The organism is Crossiella sp. NPDC003009 (assembly GCF_053591555.1).
Window position 1 is genome coordinate 44,758 of record NZ_JBSFUA010000043.1, and the last position, 15,604, is coordinate 60,361.

Annotated in this window: 15 protein-coding genes and 1 tRNA gene; 8 read left to right on the top strand and 8 right to left on the bottom strand. The window is 70.1% G+C overall.

All coding sequences use genetic code 11. The features are described from left to right. Window positions 1–50: 50 nt before the first annotated feature. Entirely contained in the window at window positions 51–722 is a 672-nt protein-coding gene (locus tag ACWDY5_RS32535; RefSeq protein ID WP_449725969.1) for a hypothetical protein, read from the bottom strand. Between the two features lie 523 nt (window positions 723–1,245). Here ACWDY5_RS32535 and ACWDY5_RS32540 point away from each other — a divergent pair. From ACWDY5_RS32540 to ACWDY5_RS32565, 6 genes are all read left to right on the top strand, one after another. Then, complete coding sequence (locus tag ACWDY5_RS32540) at window positions 1,246–1,917, top strand: hypothetical protein (protein ID WP_449725970.1); 672 nt, start codon at window positions 1,246–1,248, stop codon at window positions 1,915–1,917. A gap of 296 nt (window positions 1,918–2,213) precedes the next feature. Continuing rightward, window positions 2,214–2,552, top strand: a complete 339-nt coding sequence (locus ACWDY5_RS32545; protein ID WP_449725971.1) for an SH3 domain-containing protein — start codon at window positions 2,214–2,216, stop codon at window positions 2,550–2,552. 424 nt (window positions 2,553–2,976) lie between these two features. Continuing rightward, window positions 2,977–3,417 (top strand): pyridoxamine 5'-phosphate oxidase family protein, encoded by a 441-nt coding sequence (locus ACWDY5_RS32550; protein ID WP_449725972.1) that lies wholly within the window; start codon window positions 2,977–2,979, stop codon window positions 3,415–3,417. Between the two features lie 16 nt (window positions 3,418–3,433). Next, the gene (locus ACWDY5_RS32555; RefSeq protein WP_449725973.1) at window positions 3,434–6,505 is read left to right on the top strand and encodes an amino acid adenylation domain-containing protein; all 3,072 of its coding nucleotides are present in this window, start codon (window positions 3,434–3,436) and stop codon (window positions 6,503–6,505) included. 417 nt (window positions 6,506–6,922) lie between these two features. After that, complete coding sequence (locus tag ACWDY5_RS32560; protein WP_449725974.1) at window positions 6,923–7,102, top strand: hypothetical protein; 180 nt, start codon at window positions 6,923–6,925, stop codon at window positions 7,100–7,102. Beyond that, window positions 7,099–8,283, top strand: a complete 1,185-nt coding sequence (locus ACWDY5_RS32565) for a cytochrome P450 (RefSeq protein WP_449725975.1) — start codon at window positions 7,099–7,101, stop codon at window positions 8,281–8,283. Before ACWDY5_RS32560 ends, ACWDY5_RS32565 begins: the two co-directional genes overlap by 4 nt. A 153-nt stretch (window positions 8,284–8,436) precedes the next feature. Here ACWDY5_RS32565 and ACWDY5_RS32570 read toward each other — a convergent pair whose 3' ends face one another. The 6 genes from ACWDY5_RS32570 to ACWDY5_RS32595 all read right to left on the bottom strand — a co-directional run bounded on the left by ACWDY5_RS32570 (window position 8,437) and on the right by ACWDY5_RS32595 (window position 11,987). Further along, window positions 8,437–8,922, bottom strand: a complete 486-nt coding sequence (locus ACWDY5_RS32570; protein ID WP_449725976.1) for a hypothetical protein — start codon at window positions 8,920–8,922, stop codon at window positions 8,437–8,439. 385 nt (window positions 8,923–9,307) lie between these two features. Next, entirely contained in the window at window positions 9,308–9,967 is a 660-nt protein-coding gene (locus ACWDY5_RS32575) for a tetratricopeptide repeat protein (protein WP_449725977.1), read from the bottom strand. Continuing rightward, window positions 9,967–10,560 carry a hypothetical protein gene (locus tag ACWDY5_RS32580; RefSeq protein WP_449725978.1) on the bottom strand — a complete coding sequence of 198 codons (594 nt, stop codon included), beginning with the start codon at window positions 10,558–10,560 and terminating at the stop codon, window positions 9,967–9,969. The genes ACWDY5_RS32575 and ACWDY5_RS32580 overlap by 1 nt, the downstream gene beginning before the upstream one ends. Before the next feature lie 27 nt (window positions 10,561–10,587). Then, window positions 10,588–10,803 carry a hypothetical protein gene (locus tag ACWDY5_RS32585; protein WP_449725979.1) on the bottom strand — a complete coding sequence of 72 codons (216 nt, stop codon included), beginning with the start codon at window positions 10,801–10,803 and terminating at the stop codon, window positions 10,588–10,590. 197 nt (window positions 10,804–11,000) lie between these two features. Then, window positions 11,001–11,270 carry a helix-turn-helix domain-containing protein gene (locus tag ACWDY5_RS32590; RefSeq protein ID WP_449725980.1) on the bottom strand — a complete coding sequence of 90 codons (270 nt, stop codon included), beginning with the start codon at window positions 11,268–11,270 and terminating at the stop codon, window positions 11,001–11,003. A 634-nt stretch (window positions 11,271–11,904) separates the two neighbouring features. After that, window positions 11,905–11,987, bottom strand: a tRNA-Leu gene (locus ACWDY5_RS32595). 107 nt (window positions 11,988–12,094) lie between these two features. Between ACWDY5_RS32595 and ACWDY5_RS32600 the strand changes: the two genes are divergently transcribed. Then, window positions 12,095–13,426: a M20/M25/M40 family metallo-hydrolase gene (locus ACWDY5_RS32600; protein WP_283666034.1), complete on the top strand. Its 1,332-nt coding sequence runs from the start codon at window positions 12,095–12,097 to the stop codon at window positions 13,424–13,426. 18 nt (window positions 13,427–13,444) lie between these two features. Here the strand turns inward: ACWDY5_RS32600 and ACWDY5_RS32605 are convergent, their stop codons facing one another. After that, window positions 13,445–14,053 carry a TetR/AcrR family transcriptional regulator gene (locus tag ACWDY5_RS32605; protein WP_449725981.1) on the bottom strand — a complete coding sequence of 203 codons (609 nt, stop codon included), beginning with the start codon at window positions 14,051–14,053 and terminating at the stop codon, window positions 13,445–13,447. A 111-nt stretch (window positions 14,054–14,164) separates the two neighbouring features. Between ACWDY5_RS32605 and ACWDY5_RS32610 the strand changes: the two genes are divergently transcribed. Then, a complete protein-coding gene (locus tag ACWDY5_RS32610) occupies window positions 14,165–15,475 on the top strand; it encodes a spinster family MFS transporter (protein WP_449725982.1) in 1,311 nt (436 codons plus the stop codon). Window positions 15,476–15,604 lie beyond the last annotated feature (129 nt).

The following is a 15,604-nucleotide window of genomic DNA, read 5'->3' on the forward strand; positions in this document are numbered from 1 at the left end:
GTGACGTGTAGCTGATCTTGACAGTATGGTGTACTTGACAGTGGCTTCGATTAATCGTCTGCCGGCGATTCTCCCGTAGAAGCTGCGACGCTTTCATGGACAGCGAGCTCCTCCCAGTCGGGTGCACGCTGTGTCACGATTTCCTGATACTGCGAGAATCGTAGCAACGAGCGCGTGCCGTGTCGTTTGTTTAGAACTTCACCGAGGTTTTCATATGGACTTTCAAATTGGTAGCCGCATGACGCTATTCCGATCAGCTCGCGGCAGAATACTCTAATCCTTGCGTGTTTAGTGTCGTACAGATTTTCTCTCGTTCGACGCGAGGCTAGATAGAAGTACGTGTTGGAGTGCACTCCACCGAGTACCCAAGAGTCGTTGACCATGACCGACCATTTCCTCATGCTGAGCACTCCACTGCCCTTGTTGGCTCCTGCGGTCGCCCGGTCCATGGTCATGAAGTTCTTTTTCAAGGCGCCATCGATCCCCGGGTCATTCGATGGGGCATTCTCCATGTCCCGGATGCCCCCCACGACCAGACCCAACGGTTCCGGCGGCTCGGATGCCTGTCGTGCGGCCATGTAGACCATCCAGGCTCGACGCAATTCGTTATCCGAGAACAAGTCTCGACCTTGGTAATAGCGTAGCCCCGCCTCCTCGTATCGTGAAAGTGCTTGCATTGCGTCCCCTGCGAACGAGTCGAAAGTGTTGAACATTTTCCTCACGCTTTCTGCTGGCCGCTCGTATTAACACGGCCAGTGGTGGTGATTGGTTAATGTGCTGCGTCACGCTGACATCATAGTTATTGCCGCAGGTAAATGCCGGGTGTTTTCCTGGCTCCACATGGGCGGCTCCGAAGCGATCTCGGTTACGAGCCCGGAAAGCTGCGGCTGTAGCATTCACTTAATCTCAGCACATGTCTCAGAATCAGTCCATCACACGATGCGGTGGACGATATCTAGAGAATTCAAAGCGCCTTTTGCCTGCCGCTGATGGGGGATCAAGTTTTCCCGGTCATACCGGTGAACCATCACACGGGCACGAGGAAGAGCAAATAGTTACCTCACGTGCCGCAGGCCCACTCGATCGAGCGGTTTACCGGAAAGCGGCAAAGGAAGGGGTACAATCGGCAGTGTCCGTCTGTGGTGCAGAGCCTGCCACAGACTGCTGCCACCCAAGCTCAGGAGTTCATTCGGCGATCGGCTCGTGCGGGTTCCCGGAACATCTGGATCCAGGTCACATGCTGGCGTGCACGGGCAGCGGCCCGGCGCGGTGGCATTCTTGGCACACAAAGAAGCGCTGCCCTCAAAGGAGGGTGTCGTCTCGCCGATCCACACGTTAACCAGCAGCATCCGGCGGTGGTGGGTTACGCTCGCGGCGGTGGCCGCGCCGGGCCTACCCACGGCCGCGGGGCGCCCTCGGACAAACAACTGCTCGCCCCGCTGCGGGATGATTCCGGACACGCCGATCTGCTCCGCGAAGCCGTGGACGGTCTGGTCGGTGAGGACCCTCCATGCGGATGGCACCCCAAGAGCGGTCCAACTGGCCAGAGCAGCCGACCGTAGCGCTGCCGACACCAGTCGCCATGCCCGCCGCCTGGCCAAGCAGGCCGAGCAGGCCGAGCAGGACACCGGCCGAGAGGTCACCGAAACCGCGATCGCTCGCGCGCTGGATCAAGAACGGCTGCGCGGGACGGTGGTCCTGCACCATCGCGCGCTCAGCCCGGTGGTGTTCCGGGCCTGGATGCCACCCATGGAGGTCTTCGCCGACGCGCTGGCCCACACCACGGAGGTCACCTACTGCCAAACAGAGCCGGGGCGCTTCAACGACTTCGGCTCGCTGAGCCGCTTGGAGTTCGTCCGGCCCGAGCCTGTCGACTCGGAGTTCCTGGCCGGCGCAGTCGAGCCGCTGTGCTGGTGACACCGTCGTGCACCACCGGACTTGAATCCGAAATCCGGCCCCGAAGCGCTGCCCCCGGTCCAGCCGGTCGGTCGGCCGTACTCGCTGCCCGCCGAGGTCCTGGCGGCCGCGCGGGACTTTGAGTTGCGTTCCGACACCGCGCCGTGCCGTTGACCCGCCGTGTCCCGGCCTGAATGCCCGTCGCTCGGGCAGGTGGTTCGTGCAGACCACGGGGTGAACGGTGCATGTGGGCGGCGTGGACGCCAGTTACGGCGGTACTTCGAGCGGTGACCGTGTTCGCGCAGACCGGAGGGACCATGAAACACACCACCGCCGCTACCACCGTGCTGGGCATGATTACCGCTCTAGCCCTGACCGGTGTCGCCCAGGCCTCCGCCGCACCCGCGGCGCCGACTGAGGCCGTCCAGACCGTCGGCGACCGTGCCCCCGCCCCGGACGGCTCCAGGCCCACCGCCTGCTTCAAGGCACTAACCTGGCTGCACGTGCGTACCGCACCGAACAACAGCGCCCCGATCGTCGGGCGGCTGGCGCCGGGGGAGAAGGTGCAAGCCTCGGTGCAGGTCACCGCTGGATTCCGCATGTTGTGGAACAACCGGATCAGGTGGACGGGAGCCGCATACCTGGTCAAGTGCTGAACCGGTGACATCACCGCAGCGCTGTGGTCGACTTCGACCAGGCTTGCCCCAGGTGTTGCTCTAGGCGGCCTGGTGTGGTCGGACAGATGCTCGACCACACCAGCAGGCGGGCGTAAATACGTGCGCAGCGCCCACGCCGTGACTGTGATCATCGGCTCCCAGACGGTCAAGGCCGCCGAGACCGTAGCCAAGTCCACGTCGCGACTCGGCACGAACGGAACACCGGTACCCGGTCTTAACCGTTGCGATCGGCGGAAGTTCACCACCGAAGTGGGGTGTTTTGGCGTCGGCGATTCCTTTTTTCGATGATCATGGTATTCACCAGAGTTTTGGTTCGCTCGAAAGTGGGGCAGGAGCTGACACCCGGAATTCGTGGTGCTAGGCAGGGAATAGGAAATTCGTTCGGTACACCCAAGGAGAGCTGATGGAGCTGGCGATGTCCCGGGACGTCCGGGAGAAGTTCCTGGCCGAGGCGCGGGTCGGGGTGCTGGCGGTGCCCGAGCCGCCTGCCGTGCTCCAGGTGCCGGTGTGGTACGCCTACGAGCCCGGCGGGCCGGTGGTGGTGCTGACCGCGCGCGCATCCAGGAAGGCCGCGCTGATCCGGGCCGCAGGCCGGTTCGGGCTGTGCGTGCAGGACGAGAACCCACCGTACCGGTACGTCAGCGTCGAGGGCCCCGCGGCGGTGGAGGACCGGGTCGACCCGGCCGAGCTGTCGGCCATGGCGCACCGCTACCTCGACCCGGCCACCGCGCGGGAGTACCTGGCCGCGAACCGCGGCCAGCTGACCGACGACATCACCTTCCGGATGCGCCCGCAGCGCTGGCGCACCGCCGACTTCGCGGCCTTTGCCCAGCAGTTCAGCTAATCAGCGAGGGATTCCCATGCTGTCCACGCGGCTCGATCGTGCCGAAGTCCCGACACAATCCCCGGACAACGGCACCGGAGCCCCGTACCCGCGGGACAGCTGCCTCACCGAGCTGTTCGACGCGGTCGCCGCGGCCCACCCGGACGCGATCGCCGCGATCCACCACGGCCAGCGGCTGAACTTCCGCGACCTCCGGAACCGGTCGGTGGCGCTGGCCGCCCGGCTGCGCGCGGCCCAGGTCCGGCCCGGTGACCGGGTCGGCGTGTGCGGCAGGCGGTCCCTGCCCGCGCTGGTGGCGTTCCTGGGCGTGCTGCGCGCAGGCGCGGCCTACGTGCCGCTGGACGACACCGACCCGCCTGCCCGGCTGGCCGCGCTGGCCGAGGACGCCGACGTGCGCACGGCGGTGCTGCTGCCGGGCGGCGTCAGCCGGGTCCGGCGACTGCGCGCCTGGGTGCAGCTCGACGACACCGACCCGGGGCCGATGCCGGAACCCGAGGCGGAGCCCACGCCAGCCACCGCGTGCGCGTACGTGATGGGGACCTCCGGGTCGTCCGGGCGGCCCAAGGCGGTGGCGGTGGCGCACCGGGGCGTGGTCCGGCTGGCCCGCTCCGAGTTCGCGCCGGGAGCGGCGGACCGGATTCTGCACGGCTACGCGCTGTCGTCGGACGCCTCCACGATCGAGATCTGGTCGGCACTGCTGAACGGGGCCTGCCTGGTGCTGGTCGACCGGGACGAGCTGCTGGCGCCTGCCGTGCTGGCCGAGCTGCTGCGCACCGAGCGGGTCACGGTCGCCTACCTGACCACCAGCGTGTTCCACCACCTGGCCCGCACAGACCCTGCCGCGCTGCGCCCGCTGCGGTTCGCATCGGCAGGCGGCGAGGCCATGGATCCCGACCTGGCCCGCGCGGTGCTGACCGCCTGCCAGGACACCACCGTGGTCAACTTCTACGGCCCCACGGAGAACACCGTGGTGTCGACCGCGCAGGTGGTCCGGGATGTGCCAGCAGGCGCCACCAGCGTGCCGATCGGCAGGCCGCTGGCGCACTCGCACTGCTACGTGCTGCGGGAGGACGGCAGCGAGGCCGCGGTGGGGGAGGAGGGCGAGCTGGCCGTGGGCGGCGACGGCCTGGCCCTGGGCTACCTGGGCGACCCGGAGCTGACCGCCCGCCGGTTCGGCACGCACCCCACCCGGCCGGGCGTGCGGATCTACCGCACCGGGGACCGCGCGGAGTGGCGGGCCGACGGCGCGTTGGAGTACCGCGGCAGGCGCGACCGGCAGGTCAAGGTGCGCGGCCACCGGATCGAGCTGGACGAGGTCGAGGCCCGGCTGCGCGCCGACCCGGCGGTCGGCGAGGCCGTGGTGGAGCTGACCGGGCAGGCCGGTGCCGAGCTGACCGGGTACGTCACCCCGGCCGAGCCGGGCCTGTCGGTGCCGCTGGACCGGCTGCGCCGGGACCTGGCCGCGTGGCTGCCTGCCGCCGCGGTGCCCGGTCGGCTGGTGGAGCTGCCGGTGCTCCCGGTGGCCACCGGCGGCAAGGTGGACCGCAAGGCGCTGGTGGCGCAGGCGCGGACCCCGGCCGCAACGGCCCCGGCCCGGCCTGCGGCCCCTGACCGGTGGGCGCTGCGGGACGCCCTGGCCGAGGTCTGGCAGACGGTGCTGCGGGTGCGGCCGCAGCCCACCGACGACCTGTTCGCGCTGGGCGGCGACTCGCTGCTGGCCGCCGAGGTGGTCACCCGCACGGTGACGGTGCTTGGCCTGGACGCCGCGCACGGCAGCAGGCTGGTCCGGTGCCTGCTCCAGGACTCCACCCTGGACGGGTTCGCCACCGCGGTGCACGCGCTGCGCCGGGGGCACGACGTGACCGGTGGGTCCGCAGTGGACTTCGCGGCCGAGGGGCGGCTCGGGTTCCCGCTGCCGCCGCCGCGGCCGGGCCGCCTGCCGTGCTGGCAGCGGCCCGAGCACGTGCTGCTGACCGGCGCCAGCGGGTTCGTCGGGGCGTTCCTGCTGGACAGCCTGGTGCGGCGGACCGGGGCCGTGGTGCACTGCCCGGTGCGGGCACGGGACGCAGGCCACGCCCGCCGACGGGTGCTGGCGAACCTGGCCCACTACGGCCTGTCGCCGGATGCCGACCGGATCGAGTGCTTCCCCGGCGACCTGTGCGCCCCCAGCCTGGGGCTGGCGCGGGAGCACGCCGCCCGGCTCGCCGACCAGCTCGACCTGGTCGTCCACGCCGGTGCCCAGGTGAACTTCCTGTACCCGTACCCCGCCCTGCGCGAGTCCAACGTGGACGGAACGCGGGAGGTGGTGCGGCTTGCCGCCAGCCGCCGGGTCCCGGTGCACTTCCTGTCCACCGTCGCGGTGCTGGCAGGCACCGGCACCGCCGGTGTGCGGCACGTGCCCGAGGACCTGCCGCTGGCCCACGCCGAGCGGCTCAGCATGGGCTACGCGGAGAGCAAGTGGGTCGCCGAGCAGGCGCTGCGGGACGCGGCCGCGCAGGGCCTGCCGGTGGCGGTCCACCGGCCCTACGAGGTCACCGGCGACCAGCGGCACGGTGTCTGCAACACCGACACCGCGATCTGCTCGCTGTTCCGGATGGTGGCCGAGACCGGGCTGGCCCCGGACATCCCGCTGCCCATGGACTTCGTGCCGGTCGACCACCTCGCGGACGCGGTGGTGCACATCGCCACCCGGCACCCCACCACCGACCGGACCTACCACCTGACCAACCCGAACCCGGCCACGTTCGCCGACGTACTCGACCGGATGCGCGCCGCAGGCTGCCGCATCCGCACCCTGCCGTACCCGGAGTGGGTCGGCGAACTGGTCCGGCACGTCGCCGCGCACCCCACCAGCCCGACCGCGCCGTTCGTGTCGCTGTGCGTGGACCGCTGCCACAGCGCGGACATCTCGGTGAAGGAGATGTACTTCGAGGGCACCTTCCCGGAGCTGGGCCGGGACAACGCGGAGCGCGCCCTGGCAGGCAGCGGCCTGGAGTGCCCGCCGGTCGACACCGCCCTGCTGGACAAGTACCTGGGCCACCTGTTCGACAGCGGCTACCTGCCCCGCCCCACACCGGAAAGGGGTTGACACGTGCCCGGGACCACCACGGACGAGCCCACGACGTCGATCACCGACGGGCCCGGCCACGCCGGCCGAGGCGCCGAGCTGCAGGCGTGGTGCACGTGCTCCACCAGAACGACACCGCGAGGTGGGCGCCCGGGGCAGGCGGGGTGCCGGACCTGTCGGTGGGACCAGGGCGGCTGGGCACCGCTGTCCCGCGAGGCGGTGGACCGACGCTGGACCGCGCCCTGCTGGTCCGGCGTGCGGCACAGGCCGTCGCCTGCACTGCGCGGGTCGTGGGGAGGCCGGAACCGTGCCGTTCGTGCCGCCAGGGGCGTGCCCGGACGACCCGCGGCGGTGGGCACTTCTGAGCCGACTGGGCCTGCGGACCGTCATGGCCGTCCGCTGCGGTGCGAAGTGACCAACTGGAATGAGTGGGGCGAAATGACCGAGAGGAAGCCCGGCGCCCAGCGCCTGCTCGGCGTGGGCTCCCGGTGGGCTGTCCGGGAGATCCGCGAGGTGGCCGTCCCGGCCCCGACCGGCCACCGGTTGGCGTTCGACGGCCAGGCGCACGAGACCGAACTGCTGACGACGCTCCCGGTCCGGCCGAGGTCGGTGGCATGAACGTCGACCCGCTCCCGCGTCTGCCGCTGGGGCCACCGAACACGATGGGGCCGCCTGTCGAGTTCCCGCGACTGCGCCGCGAGTGCCCGGTGGTCCGGGTCGCGATGCCGCCGGTCGAGGCGTGGTTCGTTACCCGGTACCAGGACGTGCGGACCGTGCTCGCCGACCCGCGGCTGGTCCGGCCGACCATCCAGGACGTCGTCCTGGACGACGCCGAGGCTCCTGCGGGGCCGCACCTGGTCACGATGATGGAGCTGGACGGCCCCCGGCACCTGGCGCTGAGCCGGTGCGTCCGGGAGGCGTTCGGCATCCGGGCCGTCCGCAGGCTGCTGCCGCGAATCCGGGCGGTGGCCGACGAGCTGCTGGACCAGGTCGAGGCCGCAGGGCAGCCGGGCGACCTGGTAACCGGCTATGCCGAGCCGTTCCCGCTGCGACTGGTCTGCGAGCTGGTCGGCATTCCCTACGCGGACCGGGACTACTTCCTGCCGTTGGCGGACTCGGCCCTCGGGGCGGTGGTCACCCTGGAGGATGGGCGCAGCAGCACCCCGGCACTGCTGGACTACATGGGCGACCTGGTCGACCGGAAGCGCCGCGAACCCGCCGACGACGTGCTGTCCGAGATGGTCCGGCACTGGGCGGCGGGCCTGCTCGACCGCGAGCAGGTGCTCGCGTTCGGGCTGTCCATGCTGGTGGCCGGCTACCGGACCACCACGATGTACTTGGCGAACTCGATCGTGGTGCTGCTCACCCATGACCAGTACCGGGCGCTGAACGCCGACCGCGGGTTGTTGCCGGGCGCGGTGGAGGAGCTGCTCCGGTTCATCCCGGTGATGAACGGGGTCGTGGTGCTGAAGGCCGTCGAGGACTTGGAGCTGGCAGGCTGCCCCATCCGCAGCGGGGAGACGGTGCTGCCGGTGATCGCCTCGGCCAACCTGGACGAGAGCGTGTTCCCCGACCCGGACCGGTTCGACCCCCGTCGGAACCCGAACCCGCACCTCGGGCTCGGCCGCGGGGCGCACTCCTGCGCCGGGGGCCACTTGGCGCGCGCCGAACTCCAGATCGCGCTGGAGGCACTGCTGGACCGGTTCCCCCGGTTGCGCCTCGCCGTGCCCGAGACGGACCTGAACTGGGAAGAGGAATCCCCGGCCCGGTCCCCCCTGATCCTGCCCGTCCACTGGTGACGCCGGGTGTAGCCGCCGTGCCGGTGGCTACACCCGGGGTCGCCGTAGTATCCGCCGAAATCGGGTGGATATGCCTGACCTGCGCTGATGGGCGGCTCGAGGTTCAGTGGGGGCGTTGTCGGGAGAAGAGACGTTCGCCGGGCCCGGGCCAGATCATGGTGTCGCGGCCGAACATGACGAACAGGTCCAGCGGGGTGCCGGGGTCGTGGACGGTGAAGCCGGCGCGGTCGTAGAAGGTGTCGAGGCCGCGGCCTTCGGACATGGCTCGATCAGCAGCGACACGATCGGCGCGAACGGCAGCATCTCCGTCAACTCCGCCTTCAACGCCGTCGCCTCCGCCGGGACGTCCTCCGCCGACAACGGCGAGATCACCAGATCGCCGTCGCCGTCCAGCCGCACCGGGCCGTTCCCGGCCGCCAGGACCCGCTCCAGCCCGTCCAGCGCCTCGGCCAGCTCGTCGGCCGCGTCGGCCAACGCCCGCGCCGCATCGACGGGTTTGCCGACCAGCCGGCAGAACTCCACACGATGGTCGGCCCATTTCGCCGGGGTGAGCAGGTAGGCGGCCGGGTCGGAGTAGCGGCGCGAGCCGGGCACGAACACGTCGCCGCTGCGCAGCCCGTCGCGCAGCGCGAGCAGCACGCACAGCTCCCAATAGTGCCGGTAGGCGTTGATGTTGCCGCCTCCCGCAACGGCACCCCGTCCCGCTCGGCGCCGTGCGCAGCGACCGGCAGCGCGGCGCCCGCCAGCACCGCAGCCGCCGCCGTGACCCCAGCTCGTATCCACGACCACATCTCTCCACCCCGCCTTTCGTCGCCGAGTAGTGCCGGCTCGAAGGCTCCAGACCTACTCGCGGCCACGTGCGACATCGACCTGGGTGACCGTGGAAACACCCGGTTGGGCCAGCACCGTCATCAGACCGGGCATCCCGTCGCCGTCGGTGACGTACCCGCGTGCCACCCTCGTGGTGGCTCGGGGAGTTATGACCGGCAACGCCGAGCTCGATGGTTCGACGAGTGCGATGCCCTTAGTGCGGTCGTGTTTCCCGCAGGTCCACGTCGGCCTCGTACCCGCTGTCCCGGCCCCGGGTGAGGGCGGGGCCATCCGGTTCTACCCCGGCGGTGTCTCCGGCTTCGCCGCGCCAGTAGGCGAGGTTGCCACGGGCTGCGAGGGTATCGGGGTGGTCGGGGCCCATCTGTTGCTGAGAGGTTTGGAGAATCTGGTCGAAATAGCCGAGCGCCGCACCTACCTGCCCAGCTTCGCCCAGGCTCCTGCCGGTCCGAAACAGCACTATGTGTGCATTCGGCCGCCACAGCGCCGCATCGGCTCCAGCCTGCAACGCGAGCGCGTTGCCCCGCAGCACGCCCACAAGACCGCCATCCCGCTCGATCTCCGGCCAGGCCTCGACCAGTGCGTCAGCCGCGGTGCGCGCGATGTCCTCTCGCCGCTTGGTTCCAATGCCCTCCTGCGTGGCGCGTTGCACCAGGGCGTGCACACGGACGGCAGTGGCGGGAGCCTCGGGTTCGTAGGTGAGCAGGCTCAGCCGGTCCAATCGGGACAATGCCCGCGCGACCTGCGCCCCGGTGACTTCGCGCCCGGTGCGCTCGGTGAGGTGGGCCAGCACTGCGGGCTGGGTGAACAGCTCGGCGGGGATGCCGTTGGGGTCGAGCAGGGCGGCGATCTCCATCAGCGGTCGTGCCACCCGGCCGGTGACTGCTGGTTGGCCAGCTCGATCGACAGCGACCAGGTGGAGGCCACGGTGGCGTGGTAGCCGTCGGGCAACTCAGCGGCCTCGGGCAGGACATCAGCCAGGGTGGTGTGGCGGTCATTCCACAGCTGGAGGTAGGTGGTGCAGGTCAGGTCGGGCCGGTCGGTGAGGTAGGCGGCGGCTTGGGCGATGGCTACCGGCAGATGCCCGAGTGCCTCGGCCAGCTCGGCGGCGCCGTCTGCTTGCCGCGGTCGCCGCGCGAGGCGTTCGGTGATTAGAGCCAGGGATTCCGCGGGGGTGAACAGGTCGACTTCGATGCGGTGGCGTCCGGTGCCATCGAGGGCGGAGCCGCGGTGCTGGGTGGTGACGACGATCCTGCTGGTGCGGGTGTGCGGCGGCCACAGGTCAGCTAGGTCTGAGGGGGTCTGAAGGTTGTCGAGGACGATCAGCCAGCGTTTCGGGGTGGTGGCCAGCCATTCCAGCCACCGGCGCGCGGCGTCTTCGTCGTCGTGAGCGTCGGTGTGCCAGCCGGTGGCGTTGAGGTGCTCGGCGGTGCGGGCGTAGGCGGCCACGATCGCATCCCGGGAAGCGGCGTTGACCTACATCAGCACATCCAGCTCGCCGGCATCCCAGAGCTGATGGGCGTGATCGGCGGCCAGCTGAGTCTTGCCGACCCCGCCCATCCCGCACAACAGCGTCGACCTGATGCCGGTCAGGATCGCGGTGCCGTGCCGTTCAGTGATCTCGGCGAGGGTCGTGGCGATGGCGCGGTGCTGGAAAGCAGCCGCGCGCGGGGCACGGTGCCGAACATCCACCGCTGCTGCATCGCCGTGGCCGGGGGATGATGTACGTGGTGTTGAAAGGTGATCGGTCCGGTGCTTCGGGCCTGGACCAGATTGCCGGTCACGCTCCCGTCGACCGAGTTCCCGGCGGGCTGACCAGACGGCTGAGCCGCTGTGTCAGGGACAGCGGGACTGGCGGAGTGGGCTGAGGCGGCTTCCCGCATCCGCCACTACGGGCCCGTTGTGCTGCTGTCCAGCAACTCCGGTCGCCTCAGCGGGCCGCGCTCGCTCAGGTCACGATGCGCCGCGGCTGGGATCAGCACGGCCAGCAGCTTGCTGAGGGCCTCGTGGCTGGGGACGTGGTCGCCGCGCAACCAATCCTCGATCCGGCGCACGTTGCTGCCGATGCCCCGGGCGAGCTGGGCGCGGGTGAGACCGGAGAGGGTGTGGAGCTCGCGGAGCGCGGCGGCCAGCTCGCTGGTCCGGTTCCCCGTGCCCACCTACTGCCCCCCTTGGCGCCGACCGGTTTGGCTCATCGGTGCAAGCACCGGAGCCTACCGGACCGGTCATCCGGTAACCCGGCCTCGACCAGCGCGGCCGCCCGCCGGCCGCCGCCGATCACCGACGTCGCGGCTGGGGCCTGGTGAGGCTTCGGGGCATGGGAAAACACGAAGCCACGGGCCGTTGCCCGGACTGCCGCAACCACACCAGCGAGGCTTACGAGCACGGCAAGGACGTCGCCAAGACCAACAGGCCGGTGTGCGGGACTTGTTCTAACACCGGACACGTGCACACCGGCGACCCGGAGCAGAACCGACAGCACGGGAAGTGATCGCAGCGGGCTCGCGGTAGAGAGCCCGCAGGCGATTCGGCAGGCCCCGGTCGGCAGCCCGCTGCAGAGGGGGCTGGCCGGAGTCACACCGAAATGCGAGAAGAAGCTGCACCGCGGCTAGCCGGGTGAGGTGGACGACAGCGCGCAGCTTCTCGGCATGGTCAGGGGCACTAAAGCCAGGCTCGTAGACGCCGATTATGGTGCCAAGTAGTCAGCGAGATGACTAGGTGGACTTTCCGCAGGTCAGGTCAGTATCATGGCTCGCATGAACACCTGCCTTGTGCAGGCATGCGACATTTTTGTGTCCGAGGGGGGACTTGAACCCCCACCCCCTTTCGGGGACTAGCACCTCAAGCTAGCGCGTCTGCCATTCCGCCACCCGGACTTGGCGGTCTCCCGCCAGGCAGGTGAAGGTTAGCTGATCAACTGGGCCGGTTCCAAATCGGATGGCTGGGGCGGGTCAAGTGGCCGTTCCGGTGATAGAAAGGCCTGGTGAGCGAGCAGCGGGTAGGGAGTCAGCGGGTCGCCGAGGACGAGGTGGTGCGCCTCGCCAGTGAGTTGATCCGGATCGACAGCACCAACACCGGGGATCCGGACACGCTGGTGGGGGAGCGGGCGGCCGCTGAGTACGTGGCGGAGCAGTTGGCCGAGGTGGGGTTCGAGACCACCTACGTCGAGTCGGGTGCGCGGGGGCGCGGGAATGTGGTCGCGCGGCTGGCGGGGGCGGACTCCAGCCGGGGGGCGTTGCTGGTGCACGGGCATCTGGATGTGGTGCCCGCCGATGCTTCCGAGTGGTCCGTGCACCCGTTCTCGGGGGCGGTGCAGGACGGGTACGTGTGGGGGCGCGGGGCCGTTGACATGAAGGACATGGTCGCCATGACCCTGGCCACCGCTCGGCGGTTGAAGCGGGACGGGGTGGTGCCGCCGCGGGACATCGTGTTCGCGTTCCTCGCTGATGAGGAGGCCGGTGGGCTCCAGGGGGCGCAGTGGCTGGTTGATCACAAGCCTGACTTGTTCGAGGGGGTCACCGAGGCGATCGGGGAGGTGGGCGGGTTCTCGATCACGGTGAAGGACGGGGTCCGGGCCTATCTGATCGAGACCGCGGAGAAGGGCATTGCCTGGATGCGGTTGCGGGTCCGGGCGCGGGCCGGGCACGGGTCGATGGTGCACGAGGACAACGCGGTGACGAAGCTGGCCGAGGCGGTCGCGCGGCTGGGACGGCACCGGTTCCCGTTGGTCATGACCGACTCGGTGCGGGAGTTCCTGGCCGGGATCAGCGAGCTGACCGGACTGGAGTTCCCGGAGGACGACCTGGACGGGACCGTGGCGAAGCTGGGCAACATGGCCCGGATGATCGGGGCGACGCTGCGGGACACCGCCAACCCCACCATGCTCGACGCCGGGTACAAGGCCAACGTCATCCCCAGCACGGCGGAGGCGACCGTGGACTGCCGGATCCTGCCGGGGCGGCAAGAGGCCTTCGAGCGGGAGCTGGACGCGGTGCTCGGGCCGGATGTGGAACGTGAGTGGATCGCGAGCCTGCCGGCGGTGGAGACGACCTTCGACGGGAGGTTGGTGGACACCATGTCCGCCTCGATCCTGGCCGAGGACCCCGGCGCGAAGCTGGTGCCCTACATGCTCTCCGGGGGCACCGACGCGAAGGCGTTCAGCCGACTGGGCATTCGCTGCTTCGGGTTCGCGCCGCTGCGGTTGCCCGCGGACCTGGACTTCTCCGCGCTCTTCCACGGTGTGGACGAGCGGGTGCCGGTGGACGCGCTGCAGTTCGGCACCCGGGTGCTGGACCGGTTCCTGCGCGACTGCTGATCGGAACAGCGGCGTTCCTCATGTGCTGAGGATGGCCACGGCGAGGTCGGTGAGGTGTTCGGCCAGGGGCTCCGGTGGGTCGGTCATGCCCCTGGTCAGCCAGTCGATGACGATCTCGCTGATGCCGGCCACCGTGGCCAGCAGCAGGCGGTCCTGCCGCAGCCGGTCCCTCGGCCTGCCCGTGGCCCTGCGGACCAGGCGGCCCAGCAGTTCGGCGTCCCGGTGCAGGGCGGCGCGGCGGCGCAGCTCCATCCGCGGTGCGTTGAGGTAGATGACCCTGGCCCGCTCCGGGTGGGCCAGCAGGCTGCGCACCAGGGTGGTCATCATGGGGTGCAACAGCTCGGTCAGGTTCGCCGGAGTCTTGGGGGCGGCGGCGGTGACCGCGGCGAGCAGCCAGTCGTTCTGCTCGCGGTGCACCGTGCGCAGCAGGTCCTGGCGGTCGGCGAAGTACTCGTAGAAGTACCGCTTGGACACCTTGGCCTGCGCGCACACCTCGGCCACGGTCACCTCGTCGTACTCGCGCGCGGCGAAGAGCCGGACCGCCGCGGCCACCAGCCGCTCTCGCCGGTCGGCCGCCCGTTCCCGGCGGGACCGGCCGGCGTAGGTCTCGCCCCTGCGGAGCGCCACTTCTACCTGGTTGGCCACTTTTCGCCCTTACCTGTCAGCCCCTCCATGACCTACGTTAGTCCTCCCCACGCAGTGTGGAACGACGACGTTCCCGATGCACCTGGAGGAGCCATGGCGGTTGACCAGACCCGCAGGGTGACCAGTCCCGCCGGAATCCTCAGTCTGCTGTTCGCGGCCAACCTGCTCAACTTCTACGACCGGACCATCCCGGCCATCGTGGTCGAGCCGCTCAAGGCCGAGTTCACCCTGACCGACACCCACATCGGCCTGCTCAGCGGCGCGTTCACCGTGGTCTACGCGGTGTTCGGGGTGCCGCTGGGCAGGCTGGCCGACCGCACCTCCCGCCGGACCATCCTGGTCACCGGCCTGCTCGCGTGGAGCCTGCTGACCGCGGCCACCGGCCTGGTCGGCGGCTTCATCAGCCTGCTGGTGGTGCGGATGCTGGTCGGCGTCGGCGAGGCCAGCTTCGCCCCGGCCGCCAACTCCATGCTGGCCGACCTCTACCCGGCCGGGCGCCGCGCCCGCGCCACCTCGCTGCTCCAGCTCGGCCTGCCCTTCGGCCTGGTGCTGGCCTTCTTCACCATCGGACCGATCACCGAGGCCTCCGGCACCTGGCGCACCGCGTTCTACATCGCCGCGGTGCCCGGCCTGTTCGTCGCGGCCCTGATGATGTTCATCCGCGAGCCGGCCCGTGGCGCCATGGAGACCGTCGCGCCGCCGCCGGGCGTGCTCGGCCAGGCCTTCCGCCGGGTGCTGCGGATCCGCACGCTGTGGTGGCTGATCGTGGCCGGGATCGGCTCGCAGGTCGCCTCCTACTCGGTGGCCACCTTCAGCGTGCCGCTGTTCCAGCGCTACTTCGGCACCAGCCTGGCCACCGGCGGCATGCTCACCGGCGTGGTGATCGGTGTGACCGGACTGGCCGGGCTGATCCTGGGCGGCCGGATCGCCGACCGGGCCAGCCACCACTCACCGGCCGGGCGGGTCTACACCGGCGCCATCGCCCTGCTGCTGGCCGCGCCGCTGACCTTCGCCGCGCTCTCCCTCGGCCCGGACTCGGTCGGCTGGTTCGTGCTGCTGTTCTCCGCGGGCTGGCTGTTGCAGTACCTGTACTTCACCTCCGTCTACCCGGCGCTGGCCGACGTGGTCGAGCCCCGGCTGCGGGCGACCGCGGTGTCGGTGTTCTTCGCCGCCTTCTACCTGCTGGGCGGGTTCGCCGGGCCGGTGATCGCCGGTGCGCTGTCCGACCGGTTCGCCGCGGCGGCGGTTGGCATGAGCCCGGCGCGGGCCGCGGCCGAGGGACTGAGCCAGAGCCTGCTGATCGTCATCCCGCTGGGGCTGCTGCTGACCTCGATCGGGCTGTTCGGCGCGGCGCGGAAGGTGACCGCGGACAACGCGCGGATGAAGGCCGAGGCGGGGAAGTAGCGGGGGAGCGCCCGGCCGGCGCGGGCGTCCGCACCGCTGACCGCGGGACGGCGGCGGGCGTTGTCGGTGCCTGCCCCTAGTGTTCCCCCGAACCCGACGACAGGGTTGAGACGAGGGGGAACAGACGCA

Bases quoted from the DNA above. Each gene is read 5' to 3' on its own strand.
- ACWDY5_RS32545 (WP_449725971.1), top strand. From the start codon at position 2,214: ATGAAACACACCACCGCCGCTACCACCGTGCTGGGCATGATTACCGCT.
- ACWDY5_RS32550 (WP_449725972.1), top strand. From the start codon at position 2,977: ATGGAGCTGGCGATGTCCCGGGACGTCCGGGAGAAGTTCCTGGCCGAG.
- ACWDY5_RS32555 (WP_449725973.1), top strand. From the start codon at position 3,434: ATGCTGTCCACGCGGCTCGATCGTGCCGAAGTCCCGACACAATCCCCG.
- ACWDY5_RS32560 (WP_449725974.1), top strand. From the start codon at position 6,923: ATGACCGAGAGGAAGCCCGGCGCCCAGCGCCTGCTCGGCGTGGGCTCC.
- ACWDY5_RS32565 (WP_449725975.1), top strand. From the start codon at position 7,099: ATGAACGTCGACCCGCTCCCGCGTCTGCCGCTGGGGCCACCGAACACG.
- ACWDY5_RS32575 (WP_449725977.1), bottom strand. From the start codon at position 9,967: ATGGAGATCGCCGCCCTGCTCGACCCCAACGGCATCCCCGCCGAGCTG.
- ACWDY5_RS32610 (WP_449725982.1), top strand. From the start codon at position 14,165: ATGGCGGTTGACCAGACCCGCAGGGTGACCAGTCCCGCCGGAATCCTC.